We start from the raw sequence: 17,462 nt of genomic DNA on the forward strand, positions 1-17,462 counted from the left end.
ATGGGCAGCGTGGCGATCTTGTAGGCCCGCAGCACGAAGGCGATCTGCGTCTGCAGGCTGTCGAACACCGAGAACACCGCCAGCGCGGCCAGCAGGGGCAGGGCCGCCGCCACCACGGACGGATCGGTGCTGTAGGCCTGCGCGATCGGCGCGCGCAGCAGCCACAGCAGCGCGCCTGCCAGCACGGCCAGCGCCACGCCGAGCCGGATGCCGGTGAGGGCCAGCACGCGTGCCCGGGCGAGGTCGCCAGCGCCCAGTGATTGCGCGACCAGGGTGCTGGTGGCGCTCGCGATCGCCATGGCGATCATGTAGATCACGCCGGTGAGGTTGGCCGCGATCTGATGGCTGGCCAGCGTCACGGTGCCAAAGCGCGCCACCAGGATCGACATGAAGGTGAACGAGGTCACCTCGATCAGGTAGGTGGCGCCGATCGGCAGCCCCAGGCGCAGCAGCTCGGCCATCGCCCGCGCCCGCGGCGCCACCGGGCGGCGCAGCGCCAGGCCGTTGTAGCGCGGGTCTCGCCAGAGCCATGCCGCGGCGCCGATCACGCTCGCCCAGGCGATCACGCTGGTGGCCAGCGCGCACCCCGGCCCGCCGAGCGCTGGCAGGCCCAGCATCTCGCTGCCATGCATGAACAGCAGGTTCAGCGGAAACTTCGCAGCCACGCCGATCAGGTTGATCGCCATCACGACCTTGGGCTGGGCAATGGCGGTGTTCAGCGCGTAGAAGCAGCGAAACAGCAGCGCCGCCGGGATGCCCGCCGCGGTGTAGCCAAGATAGGCATCGATGCGCCCGGCGAGCTCGGCGGGCGCATCGGCCAGTGCGATCCAGGGCTGCGACCAGCCCAGCGCGATGCAGCCCGGCACGCTCAGCGCCAGCGCCACCCACACTGCTTGCCAGAAGGCGGCGCCCACCTCGGCCCGGCGGCCGGCGCCCAGGTGCTGGGCGGCGATCGGGGAGAGCGCGAGCAGCACGCCCATCAGCGACACATAGACGCTGACATAGACGCTCGAGCCCAGACCCACCGCGGCGAGGTCCTGGGCCGACAGCCGGCCCGCCATGGCGGTGTCGATGATCCCGTTGACCATCACCGCGAGCTGGCCGATGTAGAGGGGCCAGGCAAGGCGCAGGATCTCGCCGCGCATCAGGGCTGCCGGTACAGGCGAAGAAGTTCGTCGCGGTCGCGCGGCCGGGCGCCCTCCCAGACCAGCGTCCAGCCCATCGGCAGGTTGGCGGGCTGGCGCGCTGCCGCGCCGCTCACCTGTTCGATGCGCCAGCGGCACGCCGGGTCGGACTCGGCCAGCGGCAGGCCGCCGAAGTACTGCAGCATGGCCCGCTGGGCCCGCCCCAGCGCCACCGGGGTGATGCAGGTCTGGCCCGCGGGCAGGCGCGCTGCAATCTGCGCGGCCAGCTCGCGGTAGGTGTTGCGCTGGTTGATCGCCGGCAGCCACAGGGTCATCAGCAGCAGCCAGGCCAGCACCAGTCCGCCGCAGGAGAGCGTGACCGGGCGCCAGAGCGCCGGCCGATGGCGGGCCACCCGCCAGCGCACCAGCGCCAGCCAGGCCAGGGTGGCCGCGGCACCCAGCGCGAGCGCACCCGGCGACCACTGCGGCTGGAAGCCCGGTGACAGCGCCGCCGCGCTCGTGGCCATGGGCCGTGGGGCACCGATCAGCCAGGCCAGCCAGTAGGCCCACACCGCCAGGCCGATGAGCGTGTAGGTCATCACCGCGAACCAGTCGATCAGGCTGGTGATCGAGCGTCGCAGCGTCGGCAGGCCCATGGCCGCGAGCATGGCGAGCGCGGCCGCCGGCTGCATGATGAAGCCCTCCGGCGCATCCGATCGGGCGAGTGCGGCCACGGCCAGCACCACCGCGCTCAGCGTCGGCAGGGCGAGCGCCGGCTCGTCGAGACGCCCGCGCCAGCGCAGGATCGCCCAGGTGGCCACCGGCCACACCGGCCACAGGAACCACGGCACCGTGCGCGCGTAGTAGCCCAGTCCGGCGGCGTCGGGCAGGCCGAACCCGGTCGAATTCCAGTCGAGCCACTGTCGCAGATGGTCGCCCGCACCAGGCGCGGACGACAGGGCCAGCGCAAGCGGCCAGGCCAGACCGAGCATGAGTGCCGCAGGCAGCGCGGCCAGCAGCCAGCGCACGGCCACCACCCGCCAGGCCGACGACACCATCGGCAGCCCGAGGGTGATCGCGGTCAGGGCTGCCGCCGGCAGCAGGCCGCGCGTGGTCACGGTGGCCGCGATCATTGCGCCGGCGATCAGGCCGCCGGTCAGCGGCCGCTCGATGGCGATCGCCGCGCCGAACAGGAAGACCGCGATCCACACCAGCTGCGCCGCGTCGGCGCTGTTCTCGTGCAGCGGCGCGATCAGGCCGATCGTGGCCATCAGCAGCAGCAGGGCGCTGTCGGCGACCGCCCGCCCGAAATCGGTGGGCGTGGCGCGCGCGTCGAAGGGATCGGCAGGCAGCAGCCTCGGCTGCCGGGCAAGCTGCAGGGTGGCGTACCAGAGCGCCACGAACATCAGCCCGAGCAGCGCCATGGCCGCGAGCTGCGCGGCCACATGCGCCGGCAGCGCCGGCAGCGCGCGGATGGCCAGCGCTGCCAGCCAGTGCGGCAGCGGCCCTTCGTCGGGCACCGGCTCGCCGGCGATCTCGGGCATCAGCCATTGCGTCGGCCCGCCACGGGCCATGGCCAGCGACACGCCGAAGCCGAGTGCGTCGGCCGCGCGCCAGGGGTCTCGGCCGGCAAGACCGGGAACGATGTAGAGCAGGCTGAGCAGCCACAGGCCCCACCGGGGCAGCTTGCCGGCCTGCAGATCGGTCACCAGGAAGGAGCGCATCGCAGCGGTCGGTGCTTGCCGGCCGGCTCGGGCCGCGCGGTGGGTGACGTCAGGATGAACACGGCAGCGCTTCGCTGCCAGCCGGCGGCGCGGGCGCCGCCAGGCGCCGGATCAGCCGCCGGCCATCCCGCAAGGGACCGCCGTGGCGTGTCCGGCGGATGCGCCGTTCAGGCGCCGGCCTTGGTGCGGGCGAATTTCTGGCGGAACTTCTCGACCCGGCCGGTTTCGCTGATGCGCTGCTGGGCGCCGGTGTAGAAGGGGTGCGACTCGGAGGTGACATCCAGCTTCATCAGCGGATACTCCTTGCCGTCTTCCATGGTGATCTTCTCGCGCGAGGACAGGGTCGAGCGGGTGATGAACTTGAAGCCCGTGGACATGTCCTGGAACACGACCTCGCGGTACTCGGGGTGGATGCCAGATTTCATCGCGATTCCTTCAGGATGCCGACCGCCGCGCGCCGACGGGCGCTTGGCCGCGGCGTTGAGCCACGGCCCATGGTTGGGGCGAATTCAGCGAAGCCTTAAATCATGGCACAGGCGTGCGCCTGCGGCAAGTTGCGCGGGCGCGGGCGCCTAGCGCTTCATCATCTCGAAGAATTCCTGGTTGCTCTTGGTGGCGCGGATCTTGTCGAGCAGGAATTCCATGGCGGCGATCTCGTCCATGTCGTGCAGCAGCTTGCGCAGGATCCAGATCTTCTGCAGCACATCGTTGCGGATGAGCAGTTCCTCGCGCCGGGTGCCCGAGCGCGAGATGTTGATCGCCGGGTAGACGCGTTTTTCCATCATGCGGCGATCGAGGTGCAGCTCCATGTTCCCGGTGCCCGTGAACTCCTCGTAGATCACCTCGTCCATCCGGCTGCCGGTGTCGATCAGCGCGGTGGCGATGATCGTGAGCGAGCCGCCCTCCTCGATGTTGCGGGCCGCCCCGAAGAATCGCTTGGGCCGCTGCAGCGCATTGGCATCGACGCCGCCGGTGAGCACCTTGCCCGAGGCCGGCACCACGGTGTTGTAGGCGCGGGCCAGGCGGGTGATGGAGTCGAGCAGGATGACCACGTCGCGCTTGTGCTCGACCAGCCGCTTGGCCTTCTCGATGACCATCTCGGCCACCTGCACATGCCGGGTGGCGGGTTCATCGAAGGTGGAGGCGACCACTTCGCCGCGCACCGATCGGCTCATCTCGGTCACCTCCTCGGGACGCTCGTCGATGAGCAGCACGATCAGGGTGACATCGGGATGGTTGGTGGTGATCGCGTGCGCAATGTGCTGCATCAGCACGGTCTTGCCGGCCTTGGGCGGGGCCACGATCAGGCCGCGCTGGCCTTTGCCGATGGGCGCGATCATGTCGATGATCCGGCTGGTGATGTTCTCCTCGGCGCGGATGTCGCGCTCGAGGGTCATCACCTTGTTCGGATGCAGCGGCGTGAGGTTCTCGAACAGGATCTTGTTCTTGCTCGCCTCGGGTGGCTCGCCGTTGATCTTGTCGACCTTCACCAGCGCGAAATAGCGCTCGCCATCCTTGGGCGTGCGCACCTCGCCCTCGATGGAGTCACCGGTGTGCAGGTTGAAGCGCCGGATCTGCGAGGGCGAGATGTAGATGTCGTCGGTGCTCGCCAGGTAGGAGGTCTCGGGCGAGCGCAGGAAGCCGAAGCCGTCGGGCAGCACCTCGAGCACGCCGTCGCCGAAGATCGACTCGCCGGTCTTGGCCTTGCGCTTGAGGATCGCGAACATCAGCTCCTGCTTGCGCATGCGCTGAGGCGCCTCGATGTCCAGGCTGGTGGCCAGCTCGATGAGTTGCGAGACGTGCTGGGCCTTCAGATCGGATAGGTGCATGGGGTGCGGGGAGCCGGAACCTGGGTCGGGAAGGACGGCGGGCAGTGCCGGGCCGTGGCGGGTGGGCGTGTCTGGGACGACCTGGCTCGCGGCGGATGCTGCGGGGCCCCTCGGGACGGGCCGGGTTCAGCAGGACGAGGGGCGGGAGGGGGCGAGTGGCCCTGGGGGTGCGGGCGACCGGCATGAGCCGGCAGCCCACGGCGGCGGTGCCGTCGAGCGTGCCGGGAGATTACAACGAATCAGAGATGGCTGTCCAGAAACTGGGCAAGCTGGGATTTCGAGACCGCGCCGACCTTGGTGGCGATCACTTCGCCGCCCTTGTAGAGCAGCAGCGAGGGGATGCCGCGGATGCCGTAGCGGGTGGCGGTCTCGGGGTTGTCGTCGACATCGATCTTGGCGATCTGGACGCGGCCGTCGTAGTCGCGAGACAACTCCTCGAGGATGGGCGCGATCTGCTTGCACGGGCCGCACCAGGGTGCCCAGTAATCGACCAGGACGGGCTTGTCGGCCTTCAGCACGTCCTGCTCGAAGCTCTTGTCGGAAACATGGGTGATGCTCATGGCGGGATCCTCCGGGAAGGTCGGGGAAAATACCACAGGCGCTGCGCCCCCGCATGGCGTGCCCGCACAGCGGGGCCAGGTCATGCCGGCGGCCAGCGGGCTCATCCGGGCGAGGAGGGCCGCGCCGCTGCGATCCCCGTCGGCTGTTAGAATGGGTTCGGGCGGGCCCCCCCGCATCGCGGCGTGGTCAATCTGGTCAGGTCCGGAAGGAAGCAGCCACAGCCAGCCGTCGCGAGTGCCGGGGTCCCGGCTCGCCCCCCTCCCTTTCCGCCGGCAGTCACCGTGGCCCATCAGGTACTTGCGCGCAAGTGGCGCCCCCGCGACTTCTCAACCCTGGTCGGCCAGGACCATGCCGTGCGCGCGCTCTCGCACGCCCTGGTGTCGGGGCGGCTGCACCACGCCTACCTGTTCACCGGCACCCGCGGCGTGGGCAAGACCACCATCGCGCGCATCCTCGCCAAGGCGCTCAACTGCGAGACCGGCGTCACCGACCGGCCCTGCGGCGTGTGCTCGGCCTGCACCGAGATCGATGCCGGACGCTTCCCCGATTACCTCGAAATGGACGCGGCCTCCAATCGCGGCGTCGACGAGATGGCCCAGGTGCTCGAGGCGGCGGTGTACTCGCCCTCGGCCGGTCGCTACAAGGTCTACATGATCGACGAGGTGCACATGCTCTCGTCGCACGCGTTCAACGCGATGCTCAAGACCCTCGAGGAGCCGCCGGCGCATGTGGTGTTCATCCTGGCCACCACCGATCCCCAGAAGGTGCCGGTCACGGTGCTCTCGCGCTGCCTGCAGTTCGGGCTGCGCAACATGCCGCCCGAGGCCGTGGCCTCCCATCTGGCCGGCATCCTGCAGGCCGAATCCGTGGCCTTCGAGCCGGGCGCACTCGGGCTGATCGGCCGGGCCGCTGCGGGCAGCATGCGCGACGCGCTTTCGCTGCTCGATCAGGCGATCGCCTTCGGCGGCGGCTCGGTGGCGCAGGCCGATGTCGCCGAGATGCTCGGCGTGGTCGATGCCGGCTGGATCCGGCAGCTGACCGCCGCGCTGCTCGCCGGTGACGGCGCCGGCCTCATCGCGCTCGCCGACGACATGGCCGCCGCCGGCGCGCCCTGGCGCCGGGTGCTCGATGAGTTCGCGGTGCGCCTGCAGCGCATGGCCCTGTGCCGGGCCGGCCTCGTCCAGGCGCCGGAAGACGACCCTGACCTTGCCGCGCATGCCGCGCAGGCCGAGCCCGAAGAGCTGCAGGTCTACTACCAGATCGTCATCCACGGCGCGCGTGACCTTCCCCTCGCGCCCGACGAGCGGGTGGGTTTCACCATGACGCTGCTGCGGCTGCTGGCGTTCCGGCCGGAGGCGGCCGGCGTCGGTGGGCCGCCCCCGGCGGGGCGCGGGCAGCCTGCGGCGACGCCGCGGCCGGCCTCGTCGCCCGCCGTTCCGCTCAGCACGGCCCCGTCGCCGCGGGTGAGCATCGCCGCGCCGCCCAGGCCAGTGCCGGCGCCGGGTGCGCCCGCGGTCTCGGCGGCCCCGGCAGCGCCCGCAGCCGCATCGCCCGAAGCCGCGCCTCCCGCAGCCGCCGCTGCCCCCGCAACCGCAGCCCCCGCAGACCAGCGCCGATCCGAGGCCACCGGATCCTCGCCCTTCGACGGCAACTGGCCGGCCCTTGCCACCCGGGTGCGCCTGGGGGGCTTCGCGCAGCAGTTCCTCGAGCAGAGCGAACTCCTGGGCCATGACGGGCTCGCCTTCCGGGTGCGGGTGCCGATCCGGCCGCTGGCCGAGGCCGGCACGCTCGCCAAGGTCCGCGAAGGACTGGCCGCGCACTTCGGCCAGCCGGTGCAGCTGTCGGTCGAGGTGGGTGCGGTGGGCCAGGCCACCGCCGCGCAGGTCGCCCAGGAGCAGCGCAACCGCCGCCTGGCCCAGGCCCGCGATTCCCTCGAGCGCGACCCCTTCGTGCGCGGCCTGATCGACGATCTCGGCGGGCGCATCGTTCCCGATTCCATCCGGCCGGTCGATCCCTGATCGACCGCCGACCCCTTTCCGCCCAACCCGTCGCCCGATCGCGACGCAGCCAAGGACACCATCGCCATGATGAAGGGACAACTCGCCGGCCTGATGAAGCAGGCCCAGCAGATGCAGGACAACCTCAAGCGCGTGCAGGAGCAGCTCGCGCAGGTCGAGGTCGAGGGCCAGTCGGGCGCCGGTCTGGTCAAGGTCATTGTCACCTGCCGCAACGAGGTCAAGCGGGTGGTCATCGATCCCAGCCTGGTGGCCGATGACCGCGACATGCTCGAAGACCTGGTGGTTGCTGCCGTCAACGATGCCCTGCGCCGTGCCGAGCAGACCTCGCAGGAGCGCATGAGCAGCGTCACCGCGGGCATGCCCATGCCCCCGGGCTTCAAGCTGCCCTTCTGAGCGTGCTGCCGCGGCCATGAAATCCGCTGCGCCGCCCGGCCTGCTCGAGGCGCTGGTGCAGGCCCTGCGCCGACTGCCCGGGGTCGGCCCGCGCGCGGCGCAGCGCCACGCCTATCACCTGCTGCAGCACGATCGCGAGGGCGCGCGCCAGATCGTGCGCGCACTCGACGCCGCGCTCGGCGGACTGGGGCGCTGCCGCCTGTGCAACACCTTCGCCGATGCCGAGCTCTGCGAGACCTGCGCCTCGCCGCGGCGCGACCCCAGCCTGCTCTGCGTGGTCGAGACCCCGGCCGACCAGGCCATGGTCGAACAGACCCTGGCCTTCCAGGGGCGCTACTTCGTGCTGATGGGCCGGCTCTCGCCGCTCGACGGGGTGGGGCCGCGTGAACTGGGCCTGCAGCGCCTGCTCGAGCGAGCCGGCGACGGCGTGGTCACCGAGGTGATCCTCGCTACCAACTTCACCCAGGAGGGCGAGGCCACCGCGCACTACCTCGGCGAGCTGCTTCGGGCCCGGGGGCTGGCGGTGAGTCGGCTCGCCCGCGGCGTGCCGGTGGGCGGCGAACTCGAGTATGTCGACGCCTCGACCATCGCGCAGGCCATGCGCGATCGCAAGACCATCCGCGGCTGAGTCTGGCGGGCGGGTCGGGAGTGCGGGTCGGCCTGCCCCGCCGTGCTATCATCCGCAGGTTTGACCGCCGCTGCGCAAACCGCGCATCGGGCTGCTTGCGAGCGTCATCGATCCGGGTCTATTCGCAGGCCCGGCGCGGTGATCCGGCGGACGGGCCTGCGCCCGTCCGGGGCCGGGCCCGCCGGGTCCGCGCCCGGCCCGTCAGGCGGACCTCGCCCAGGAGTCGTCCTTTGTTGCCCCAAACAGCCCCCGCCGTCCTGGCGCTCGCCGACGGCAGCGTCTTCCACGGCCAGTCGATCGGCGCACCGGTGCGCCGCGTGGGCGAGGTGGTGTTCAACACCTCGCTCACCGGTTACCAGGAGATCCTCACCGATCCCAGCTACTGCCGTCAGATCGTCACCCTCACCTATCCGCACATCGGCAACACCGGGGTCAATCCCGAAGACGCCGAGTCCTCGCAGGTGCACGCCGCCGGTCTGGTGGTGCGCGACCTGCCCGCGCTCGCCTCCAACTGGCGCAGCACCGGCAGCCTGATCGCCTACCTGCGCGACCATGCCATCCCCGGCATTGCCGGCCTGGACACCCGTCGCCTCACACGCCTGCTGCGCGAGAAGGGCGCGCAGGCCGGCTGTCTCGTGGCGGCCGACGCACCCGGTGCCACGCTCGATGTGGCCGAGGCGCTCGCCGCGGCCCGCGCCTTCCCGGGGCTGGCCGGCATGGACCTCGCCCGCGAGGTAAGCACCACGCACGCCTATGCCTGGCAGGAGGGTTCCTGGGCGCTAGGCGAGGGCCATCGCGCCCCGGGTGCGCCGGTCGGTGGCCGGGCGCTGCGCGTGGCGGCCTTCGACTTCGGCGTCAAGCGCAACATCCTGCGGCTGCTGGCCGACCGCGGCTGCGAGGTGACCGTGCTGCCGGCGCAGGCCGGTGCCGCGCAGGCGCTGGCATTGCAGCCCGATGGCGTGTTCCTGTCCAACGGCCCCGGTGACCCCGAGCCCTGCGACTACGCCATTGCGGCAGCGAGCGAACTCATCGGCCGCGGCCTGCCCACCTTCGGCATCTGCCTTGGGCACCAGATCATGGGTCTCGCCTCGGGCGCACGCACCCTCAAGATGAAGTTCGGGCATCACGGCGCCAACCATCCGGTGAAAGACCTCGACACCGGACAGGTGCTGATCACCAGCCAGAACCACGGCTTTGCCGTCGATCCCGACAGCCTGCCGTCCAACCTGCGCGTCACCCATGTCTCGCTGTTCGACGGCTCCATCCAGGGGCTCGCCCGCACCGACCGGCCGGCCTTCTGCTTCCAGGGCCATCCCGAGGCCAGCCCGGGGCCCCATGACATCGGCTACCTGTTCGACCGGTTCGTGGCGCTGATGCGTCAGGCATCCGCCTGATGCCGCCCGTGTCCGTCGTCCACCCTTTCGCCTGACAGGCCGCCATGCCCAAGCGCACCGACATCCAGAGCATCCTCATCATCGGCGCCGGCCCGATCGTCATCGGCCAGGCCTGCGAATTCGACTACTCCGGCGCGCAGGCCTGCAAGGCCCTGCGCGAAGAAGGTTTCCGGGTGGTGCTGGTCAACAGCAACCCGGCGACCATCATGACCGACCCCGGCACGGCCGATGTCACCTACATCGAGCCGATCACCTGGCAGGTGGTCGAGAGCATCATCGCCAAGGAACGCCCCGACGCCATCCTGCCCACCATGGGCGGCCAGACCGCGCTGAACTGCGCGCTCGACCTGCATCGCCAGGGCGTGCTCGCGCGCTACGGGGTCGAGCTGATCGGCGCCTCGCCCGAAGCCATCGACAAGGCCGAGGACCGCAGCAAGTTCAAGGACGCCATGACCCGCATCGGGCTGGGCTCGGCGCGCTCGGGCATCGCGCACAGCCTCGACGAGGCCTGGGCGGTCCAGCGCAGCATCGCCGAGGCCAATGGCGGCGCCGGCTTCCCCATGATCATCCGGCCCAGCTTCACGCTTGGCGGCACCGGTGGCGGCATCGCCTACAACGCCGAGGAGTTCGAGACCATCTGCAAGCGCGGGCTCGAGGCCTCGCCCACCAGCGAACTGCTGATCGAGGAGAGCATGATCGGCTGGAAGGAGTTCGAGATGGAGGTGGTCCGCGACCGCGCGGACAACTGCATCATCGTCTGCTCGATCGAGAACCTCGATCCGATGGGCATCCACACCGGCGACTCCATCACCGTGGCGCCGGCGCAGACGCTCACCGACAAGGAATACCAGCTGATGCGCGATGCCTCGATCGCCATCCTGCGCGAGATCGGCGTCGACACCGGCGGCAGCAATGTGCAGTTCGCGATCAACCCGGCCGACGGCCGGATGATCGTCATCGAGATGAACCCCCGCGTGTCGCGGTCCTCCGCGCTGGCCTCCAAGGCCACCGGCTTTCCGATCGCCAAGGTGGCCGCCAAGCTTGCGGTGGGCTACACCCTCGATGAGCTGCGCAACGACATCACCGGTGGCGCCACGCCGGCCTCCTTCGAGCCGAGCATCGACTATGTGGTCACCAAGATCCCGCGCTTCGCGTTCGAGAAGTTCCCGCAGGCCGACAGCCACCTCACCACGCAGATGAAGTCGGTGGGCGAGGTGATGGCCATCGGCCGCACCTTCCAGGAAAGCTTCCAGAAGGCGCTGCGCGGCCTCGAGGTGGGCGTCGACGGCCTCAACCAGAAGACCACCGAGCGCGAGCGCATCGAGGAGGAGCTCGGCGAGCCCGGGCCCGAGCGCATCTGGTACGTGGGCGATGCCTTCGCCGCCGGCTTCACGCTCGAGGAGGTGCACGCGCTCACCCGCATCGATCCCTGGTTCCTGTCGCAGATCAAGGAGATCGTCGACATCGAGCTCGCGCTCGACCGGCGCACCCTCGGCGACCTCGACCGCGCCACGCTGCTGTGGCTCAAGAAGAAGGGCTTCTCCGACCGGCGCCTGGGCTACCTGCTCGACAGCACCGAGGCCGAGATCCGCAAGCTGCGCCGCGAATGGGGCGTGCGCCCGGTGTTCAAGCGGGTGGACACCTGCGCCGCCGAATTCGCCACCACCACCGCCTACCTCTACTCCACCTATGAGGAGGAGTGCGAGGCCCAGCCCACCAGCCGGCGCAAGATCATCGTGCTCGGCGGGGGCCCCAACCGCATCGGCCAGGGCATCGAGTTCGACTACTGCTGCGTGCACGCGGCGCTCGCGCTGCGCGAGGACGGGTTCGAGACCATCATGGTCAACTGCAACCCCGAGACCGTCTCCACCGACTACGACACCAGCGACCGCCTCTACTTCGAGCCGCTCACCCTTGAGGATGTGCTCGAGATCGTCGATCTCGAAAAGCCGGTGGGCGTGATCGTGCAGTACGGCGGCCAGACCCCGCTGAAGCTGGCCCGCGCTCTTGAGGCCAACGGGGTGCCGATCATCGGCACTTCACCCGAGAGCATCGATGTCGCCGAAGACCGCGAGCGCTTCCAGAAGCTGCTGGTCAAGCTCAACCTGCGCCAGCCGCCCAACCGCACCGCGCGCACCGAGGCCGATGCCATCGCCATGGCCCAGGAGATCGGCTATCCGCTGGTGGTGCGGCCCAGTTATGTGCTGGGTGGCCGGGCCATGGAGATCGTGCATGAGCAGCGCGACCTCGAGCGCTACATGCGCGAGGCGGTCAAGGTCTCCAACGACAGTCCGGTGCTGCTCGACCGCTTCCTGAACGACGCCATCGAGGTCGATGTCGACTGCCTGTCCGATGGCCAGCGGGTGTTCGTCGGCGGCGTCATGGAGCACATCGAGCAGGCCGGCGTGCACTCCGGCGACTCGGCCTGCTCGCTGCCGCCGTACTCCCTGTCGGACACCATGGTGGCCGAGCTCAAGCGCCAGACCGAGCAGATGGCCCGCGCCCTGAAAGTGGTCGGGCTCATGAATGTGCAGTTCGCCATCCAGCGCTCGGCCGATGGCGGCGACGGCACGGTCTTCGTGCTCGAGGTGAACCCGCGCGCCTCGCGCACCGTGCCCTATGTCTCCAAGGCCACCGGCCTGCCGCTGGCCAAGATCGCGGCCCGCTGCATGGCCGGCGCGAGCCTCGCCAGCCAGGGTGTCGAGCATGAGGTCACGCCGCCCTACTACTCGGTCAAGGAAGCGGTGTTCCCCTTCGTGAAGTTCCCCGGCGTGGACACCATCCTCGGTCCCGAGATGAAGTCCACCGGCGAGGTGATGGGCGTGGGCTTCACCTTCGGCGAGGCCTTCGTGAAGTCGCAGCTCGCCGCCGGCGTGCGCCTGCCGTCCTCGGGCACGGCCTTCGTGTCGGTGAAGAACGCCGACAAGCCGGGCGTGGTCGAGGTGGCCCGCGCGCTGCACGAGATCGGCTTCCGGCTGGTGGCCACCCGCGGCACCGCCGCGGCGATCGCCACGCAGGGCATCCCGGTGCAGGTCGTCAACAAGGTCCAGGAGGGCCGCCCGCACATCGTCGACATGCTCAAGAACGGCGAGGTGGCACTGGTGATCAACACCGTGGAAGAAAAGCGCGGGGCCATCGCCGATTCACGCTCGATCCGCACCACCGCGCTCGCGCAGCGGGTCACCTACTACACCACGCTGGCCGGTGCCCGAGCAGCGGTGGCCGGCATGCGCCACCTCAACGCCCTCGATGTCTATAGTCTGCAGCAGCTGCACCAGAGCCTCGCCGCCTGAGTCGCCCCCGACCGCCGCCCCGCGCCGCGGGGGGCGGCCGCGCACCTGAACCGGAGTTCCGCCATGCCCACCATTCCGCTCACCCTGAGGGGCGCCCAGCTGCTCAAGGACGAGCTGCACCGCCTCAAGACCGTCGACCGCCCGGCGGTGATCACCGCCATCGCCGAGGCCCGCGCCCAGGGCGACCTTTCAGAGAATGCCGAGTACGACGCCGCCCGCGAGCGCCAGGGATTCATCGAGGGTCGCATCACCGATCTCGAGGGCAAGCTCGCCAATGCCCAGGTGATCGATGCCCGCCTGGTCGACGCCGAGGGCCGCGTGGTGTTCGCGGCCACGGTCGAGCTCGAAGACCTCAAGAGCGGTGACACCGTCACCTATCAGATCGTCGGCGACGACGAGGCCGACATCAAGACCGGGCGCATCTCGGTGTCGAGCCCGATCGCCCGGGCCCTCATCGGCAAGTACGCCGGCGATGTCGCCGAGGTGCAGGCCCCCGGCGGCGTTCGCGAGTACGAGATCCTGAACGTTCGCTACGAGTAGGCCTGCACGGGCCGGCGGCCCGCGTGGCGCGTATTCAGCGCTTGCGGCCGCCGCCGGTTCGGCCCGCCGGCGCGCCGCGGGGGGCGCCCGTGCCGGCACCACGTCCGCCCCGGGTGCGCTCGCCGGGTGAGGCCAGGGTGGGCGCACGGCCCGGCCGTGCCGGCTTGCCGGCCGCGGCGCCCCGCGGCAGCGGCACCGCCCGGGCGGCCTTCGGCGCCTTGCCCGCGCCGGTGCTGCGGCCCGACCCGGCTGTCCGGCTGCCGGTCAGGCCTCGGCTGGCACCGGCGCCGCGGCCCTCGGCCGAACCCCGGCCCCCCGATGTCCTGCCGCCCTCGGCCGCGCCGCGCCCAGCCGCGCCGCGCGCGGCGGCCCCCCGGGCGGCCAGACCACGCCCGGTGGGCGAGACCGCCTGCGGCGCGGATTCCTCGGCGCGCGGACGAGCCCGGCGGGTGGGCGCCTTCTGCCCGGCGCCAGCCGCCTTCTTGCGATGGTAGGGCGCATTCGGCCGGACGCGGCCGCTGGCCTGCCCGGCACCTGCCTGGGGATCGACCGGCGCCGGCCGCCATACCACCAGCAGCTTGCCGATGTGCTGCACCGGCGCACTGCCGGTGCGCTCGCAGATCTCGGCGAGCATGGCGGCGCGGGCCTCACGGTCATCGCCGAGCACCCGGACCTTGATCAGCTGGTGGCTGACCAGGGAGCGCTCCACCTCGGCGAGCACCGCCGGGGTGAGGCCTTCCTGGCCGATCATCACCACCGGCTTGAGCGGGTGGGCCTGCGCCTTGAGCGCCTTGCGGGCGGCGGCGTCGAGCGTCGGCGCACCGACGGGTGCTTCGATAGGGTCATCCATGCGCGGATTCTATCGGTCCCGCGCCCGGGCCGGCGGATAATGGCGACCGACCCTCACCTCGCGCGCCCGTCGCGCCCCCGCGCCGCATGGCCAAGAACCGCTTCAGCAAGGCCTGGCTGGACCAGCACCGCAACGATCCCTACGTCAAGCAGGCGCAGGCTCGCGGCTACCGCTCGCGCGCGGCCTTCAAGCTGATCGAGATCGACCAGGAAGACCGCCTCATCCGTCCCGGCAACCTGGTGGTCGATCTCGGCAGCACGCCGGGCGCGTGGAGCCAGGTGCTGCGCGAGCGGCTGGCCACCGGCGCCGGCGGCATCCGCGGCCGCATCGTCGCGCTCGACCTGCTGCCCATGGACCCGATCGCCGATGTCGAGTTCATGCTCGGCGATTTCCGCGAGGATGCGGTCCTCGCCGAACTCTCGGCCCGCCTCGGCGGCGAGCGCGCCGACCTGATCGTCTCCGACATGGCGCCCAACCTCTCGGGGGTTGCCACCGCCGACGCCGCGCGCATGGCTGACCTGATCGAGCTTGCCGTGGCCTTCGCCATCGATCACCTCAAGCCCGAGGGCGCACTGCTGGTCAAGTGCTTCCATGGCAGCGGCTACAGCCAGCTCGTGGAACGCTTCAAGCAGGTCTTCCTGCGGGTGGCCCCGCGCAAGCCCAAGGCCTCCCGGGACAAGTCGGCCGAGACCTACCTGCTCGGTCGCGGCCTGAAGCCGGCGGCGCTGGCGCAGGCCCGCCAGCAGGCCCAAACCGCGCCCGTCACCCCCGCTCCGTTGGTCGGTCCGGTGTAAGCCCCATACGGATCAACGACTTATCGGGCACTTGCGGCTGGCGGCAACGCCCCAATCTGCGTAGAATCCTTCTGCTGGAAAAGGAGCATTCCTAAGTGAACAACGTGTTCTCAAAGGCCGCGGTCTGGCTGGTCATCGCCCTGGTGCTGTTCACCGTCTTCAAGCAGTTCGACGGTCGACAGGCCCGTGGCGGCGACATGCCGTACTCCCAATTCATGGCCGAGGCCCGCGAGGGGCGCATCGACAGCGTCACCATCGACGGTCGCACCCTGCGCGCCCGCACCAAGGACAACAAGTCCGTCACGGTGTTCTCGCCCAGCGATCCCTGGATGGTCGGCGACCTGATGAAGTTCGGCGTCCAGGTCAACGCCAAGCCCGAGGAAGAGCAGTCGCTGCTGCTCAACATCTTCGTCTCGTGGTTCCCCATGCTGCTGCTGATCGGCGTGTGGGTGTTCTTCATGCGACAGATGCAGGGCGGTGGCCGCGGCGGCGCCTTCTCGTTCGGCAAGAGCCGAGCCCGTCTGCTCGACGAGAGCAACAACAGCATCACCTTCGCCGATGTCGCGGGCTGCGATGAAGCCAAGGAAGATGTTCGCGAGCTGGTCGAGTTCCTCCGTGATCCGTCCAAGTTCCAGAAGCTCGGCGGTCGCATTCCACGCGGCGTGCTCATGGTCGGTTCGCCCGGCACCGGCAAGACCCTGCTCGCCAAGGCCATCGCCGGCGAGGCCAAGGTTCCGTTCTTCTCCATCTCCGGCTCCGACTTCGTCGAGATGTTCGTCGGGGTGGGCGCGGCTCGCGTTCGCGACATGTTCGAGAACGCCAAGAAGCATGCGCCCTGCATCCTGTTCATCGACGAGATCGACGCGGTCGGCCGCCAGCGCGGCGCCGGTCTGGGCGGAGGTAATGATGAGCGCGAGCAGACCCTCAACCAGCTGCTGGTCGAGATGGACGGCTTCGAGACCGGTCAGGGCGTGATCGTCATCGCCGCCACCAACCGCCCCGATGTGCTCGACCCCGCCCTGCTGCGCCCGGGTCGCTTCGACCGTCAGGTGGTGGTGCCGCTGCCCGACATCCGCGGCCGCGAGCAGATCCTGAACGTGCACATCCGCAAGGTGCCCATCGGCCCTGATGTCCGGGCCGATCTCCTCGCCCGCGGCACGCCCGGCTTCTCGGGTGCCGATCTCGCCAACCTGGTGAACGAGGCCGCACTGTTCGCCGCGCGTCGCTCGGCCCGCCTGGTCGAGATGATCGATTTCGAGCGCGCCAAGGACAAGATCATCATGGGCGCCGAGCGCCGCTCGCTGATCATGCCGGAGGAAGAGCGTCGCAACACCGCGTACCACGAGTCCGGCCATGCCATCGTGGCCAAGCTGCTGCCCAAGACCGATCCCGTCCACAAGGTCACCATCATTCCGCGCGGCCGGGCACTGGGCGTCACCATGCAGCTGCCCGAGCAGGATCGCTACAGCATGGACCGCGATCGCATGCTCAACACCATTGCGGTGCTCTTCGGCGGGCGTATCGCCGAGGAGCTGTTCATGAAGCAGATGACCACCGGCGCTTCCAATGACTTCGAGCGTGCCACGGCCATGGCCCGCGACATGGTCACGCGCTATGGCATGAGCGATGTCATGGGCCCCATGGTGTACGCCGAGAATGAAGGCGAGATCTTCCTCGGCCGCTCCATCACCAAGACCACCAACGTGTCGGAAGACACCATGCGCAAGGTCGACTCCGAGATTCGCCGCATCATCGACGAGCAGTACGCGGTGGCGCGGCGCATCCTGGAAGACAACCGCGACAAGGTCGAGGTCATGACCGCCGCGCTCCTCGATTGGGAAACCATCGACGCCGATCAGATCGACGACATCTGCAGTGGTCGTCCGCCGCGCCCCCCCAAGGAGCGTTCCGGTGGCACGGGTGGCACCGGCGGCTCGTCGGGCACTGCGCCCACGGTAGCGCCCAATGCGCCGGCGGCGCCTGCCGCGCAGTAAGTCCAGCGCCCGGCCCTCGCGGCCGGGCCTGTCCGGTTCCCGGCCCGACCGTGTCGGCTTCTTCGTTCCTTCAATGCGGCCGCTTCCGGCTGCCGCTTGACGAGCCGCGGGTGATGGGGGTGCTGAACCTCACGCCCGATTCCTTCCATCCCGGCGCGCGGCATCCTGACCCCGATCAGGCGCTTGCCCGCGCGCGGGTCATGCTCGACGAGGGCGCGCACCTGCTCGACATCGGCGCCGAGTCCACCCGGCCCGGCGCCGAGCCGGTGTCGGCCGAGACCGAATGGGCCCGGCTCGCGCCGGTGCTCGAGGCCCTGAGG

15 protein-coding genes and 1 other RNA gene are annotated in these 17,462 nt (G+C 70.2%); 10 read left to right on the forward strand and 6 right to left on the reverse strand.

From position 1 onward, the window contains the following. The 5 genes from AC2H6A_RS10270 to trxA all read right to left on the reverse strand — a co-directional run. The coding region (locus AC2H6A_RS10270) for an MATE family efflux transporter (protein WP_484273208.1) at positions 1-1,145 on the reverse strand (1,145 nt) is incomplete at its 3' end. Next, positions 1,145-2,848, reverse strand: coding sequence for an ArnT family glycosyltransferase (locus AC2H6A_RS10275; protein ID WP_484273210.1), 1,704 nt, complete (start codon positions 2,846-2,848; stop codon positions 1,145-1,147). The genes AC2H6A_RS10270 and AC2H6A_RS10275, both read right to left, overlap by 1 nt. A gap of 167 nt (positions 2,849-3,015) precedes the next feature. Continuing rightward, entirely contained in the window at positions 3,016-3,273 is a 258-nt protein-coding gene (locus AC2H6A_RS10280; protein ID WP_484273212.1) for a type B 50S ribosomal protein L31, read from the reverse strand. A 147-nt stretch (positions 3,274-3,420) separates the two neighbouring features. Continuing rightward, a complete protein-coding gene (gene rho / locus AC2H6A_RS10285; RefSeq protein ID WP_484273214.1) occupies positions 3,421-4,677 on the reverse strand; it encodes a transcription termination factor Rho in 1,257 nt (418 codons plus the stop codon). Between the two features lie 239 nt (positions 4,678-4,916). Then, on the reverse strand, positions 4,917-5,237 hold the full coding sequence (gene trxA / locus AC2H6A_RS10290; protein WP_484273216.1) for a thioredoxin TrxA: 321 nt from the start codon (positions 5,235-5,237) through the stop codon (positions 4,917-4,919). Positions 5,238-5,397: 160 nt separating this feature from the next. Between trxA and ffs the strand changes: the two genes are divergently transcribed. From ffs to greA, 7 genes are all read left to right on the forward strand, one after another. Beyond that, an RNA gene (gene ffs, locus AC2H6A_RS10295) (signal recognition particle sRNA small type) lies at positions 5,398-5,496 on the forward strand. A 23-nt stretch (positions 5,497-5,519) separates the two neighbouring features. Next, positions 5,520-7,256, forward strand: coding sequence for a DNA polymerase III subunit gamma/tau (gene dnaX, locus AC2H6A_RS10300; RefSeq protein WP_484273218.1), 1,737 nt, complete (start codon positions 5,520-5,522; stop codon positions 7,254-7,256). Positions 7,257-7,322: 66 nt separating this feature from the next. Continuing rightward, positions 7,323-7,649, forward strand: coding sequence for a YbaB/EbfC family nucleoid-associated protein (locus tag AC2H6A_RS10305; protein WP_484273219.1), 327 nt, complete (start codon positions 7,323-7,325; stop codon positions 7,647-7,649). 16 nt (positions 7,650-7,665) lie between these two features. Then, positions 7,666-8,277, forward strand: a complete 612-nt coding sequence (gene recR / locus AC2H6A_RS10310; protein ID WP_484273220.1) for a recombination mediator RecR — start codon at positions 7,666-7,668, stop codon at positions 8,275-8,277. A gap of 230 nt (positions 8,278-8,507) precedes the next feature. After that, positions 8,508-9,671: a glutamine-hydrolyzing carbamoyl-phosphate synthase small subunit gene (gene carA, locus AC2H6A_RS10315; RefSeq protein WP_484273222.1), complete on the forward strand. Its 1,164-nt coding sequence runs from the start codon at positions 8,508-8,510 to the stop codon at positions 9,669-9,671. A 44-nt stretch (positions 9,672-9,715) separates the two neighbouring features. After that, entirely contained in the window at positions 9,716-12,964 is a 3,249-nt protein-coding gene (gene carB, locus AC2H6A_RS10320) for a carbamoyl-phosphate synthase large subunit (protein ID WP_484273224.1), read from the forward strand. Positions 12,965-13,027: 63 nt separating this feature from the next. Continuing rightward, positions 13,028-13,504, forward strand: a complete 477-nt coding sequence (gene greA, locus AC2H6A_RS10325) for a transcription elongation factor GreA (RefSeq protein ID WP_484273225.1) — start codon at positions 13,028-13,030, stop codon at positions 13,502-13,504. Between the two features lie 34 nt (positions 13,505-13,538). Here the strand turns inward: greA and AC2H6A_RS10330 are convergent, their stop codons facing one another. Continuing rightward, positions 13,539-14,354, reverse strand: coding sequence for a YhbY family RNA-binding protein (locus tag AC2H6A_RS10330; protein WP_484273227.1), 816 nt, complete (start codon positions 14,352-14,354; stop codon positions 13,539-13,541). Between the two features lie 86 nt (positions 14,355-14,440). Here AC2H6A_RS10330 and AC2H6A_RS10335 point away from each other — a divergent pair, with 86 nt between their 5' ends. From AC2H6A_RS10335 to AC2H6A_RS10345, 3 genes are all read left to right on the forward strand, one after another. Beyond that, positions 14,441-15,148, forward strand: a complete 708-nt coding sequence (locus AC2H6A_RS10335) for an RlmE family RNA methyltransferase (RefSeq protein ID WP_484273229.1) — start codon at positions 14,441-14,443, stop codon at positions 15,146-15,148. 95 nt (positions 15,149-15,243) lie between these two features. Next, positions 15,244-17,142, forward strand: coding sequence for an ATP-dependent zinc metalloprotease FtsH (ftsH, locus tag AC2H6A_RS10340; protein ID WP_484273230.1), 1,899 nt, complete (start codon positions 15,244-15,246; stop codon positions 17,140-17,142). Between the two features lie 50 nt (positions 17,143-17,192). After that, positions 17,193-17,462 (forward strand): dihydropteroate synthase (locus AC2H6A_RS10345; RefSeq protein ID WP_484273232.1); only part of this gene is annotated, 270 nt, incomplete at its 3' end.

Source organism: Quisquiliibacterium sp., from assembly GCF_982640115.1.

Excerpts from the sequence above, each read along its gene's own strand:
- AC2H6A_RS10275 (WP_484273210.1), bottom strand. The coding sequence starts at position 2,848 with ATGCGCTCCTTCCTGGTGACCGATCTGCAGGCCGGCAAGCTGCCCCGG.
- AC2H6A_RS10280 (WP_484273212.1), bottom strand. The coding sequence starts at position 3,273 with ATGAAATCTGGCATCCACCCCGAGTACCGCGAGGTCGTGTTCCAGGAC.
- rho (WP_484273214.1), bottom strand. The coding sequence starts at position 4,677 with ATGCACCTATCCGATCTGAAGGCCCAGCACGTCTCGCAACTCATCGAG.
- trxA (WP_484273216.1), bottom strand. The coding sequence starts at position 5,237 with ATGAGCATCACCCATGTTTCCGACAAGAGCTTCGAGCAGGACGTGCTG.
- AC2H6A_RS10305 (WP_484273219.1), top strand. The coding sequence starts at position 7,323 with ATGATGAAGGGACAACTCGCCGGCCTGATGAAGCAGGCCCAGCAGATG.
- recR (WP_484273220.1), top strand. The coding sequence starts at position 7,666 with ATGAAATCCGCTGCGCCGCCCGGCCTGCTCGAGGCGCTGGTGCAGGCC.
- carB (WP_484273224.1), top strand. The coding sequence starts at position 9,716 with ATGCCCAAGCGCACCGACATCCAGAGCATCCTCATCATCGGCGCCGGC.
- greA (WP_484273225.1), top strand. The coding sequence starts at position 13,028 with ATGCCCACCATTCCGCTCACCCTGAGGGGCGCCCAGCTGCTCAAGGAC.
- AC2H6A_RS10330 (WP_484273227.1), bottom strand. The coding sequence starts at position 14,354 with ATGGATGACCCTATCGAAGCACCCGTCGGTGCGCCGACGCTCGACGCC.
- AC2H6A_RS10335 (WP_484273229.1), top strand. The coding sequence starts at position 14,441 with ATGGCCAAGAACCGCTTCAGCAAGGCCTGGCTGGACCAGCACCGCAAC.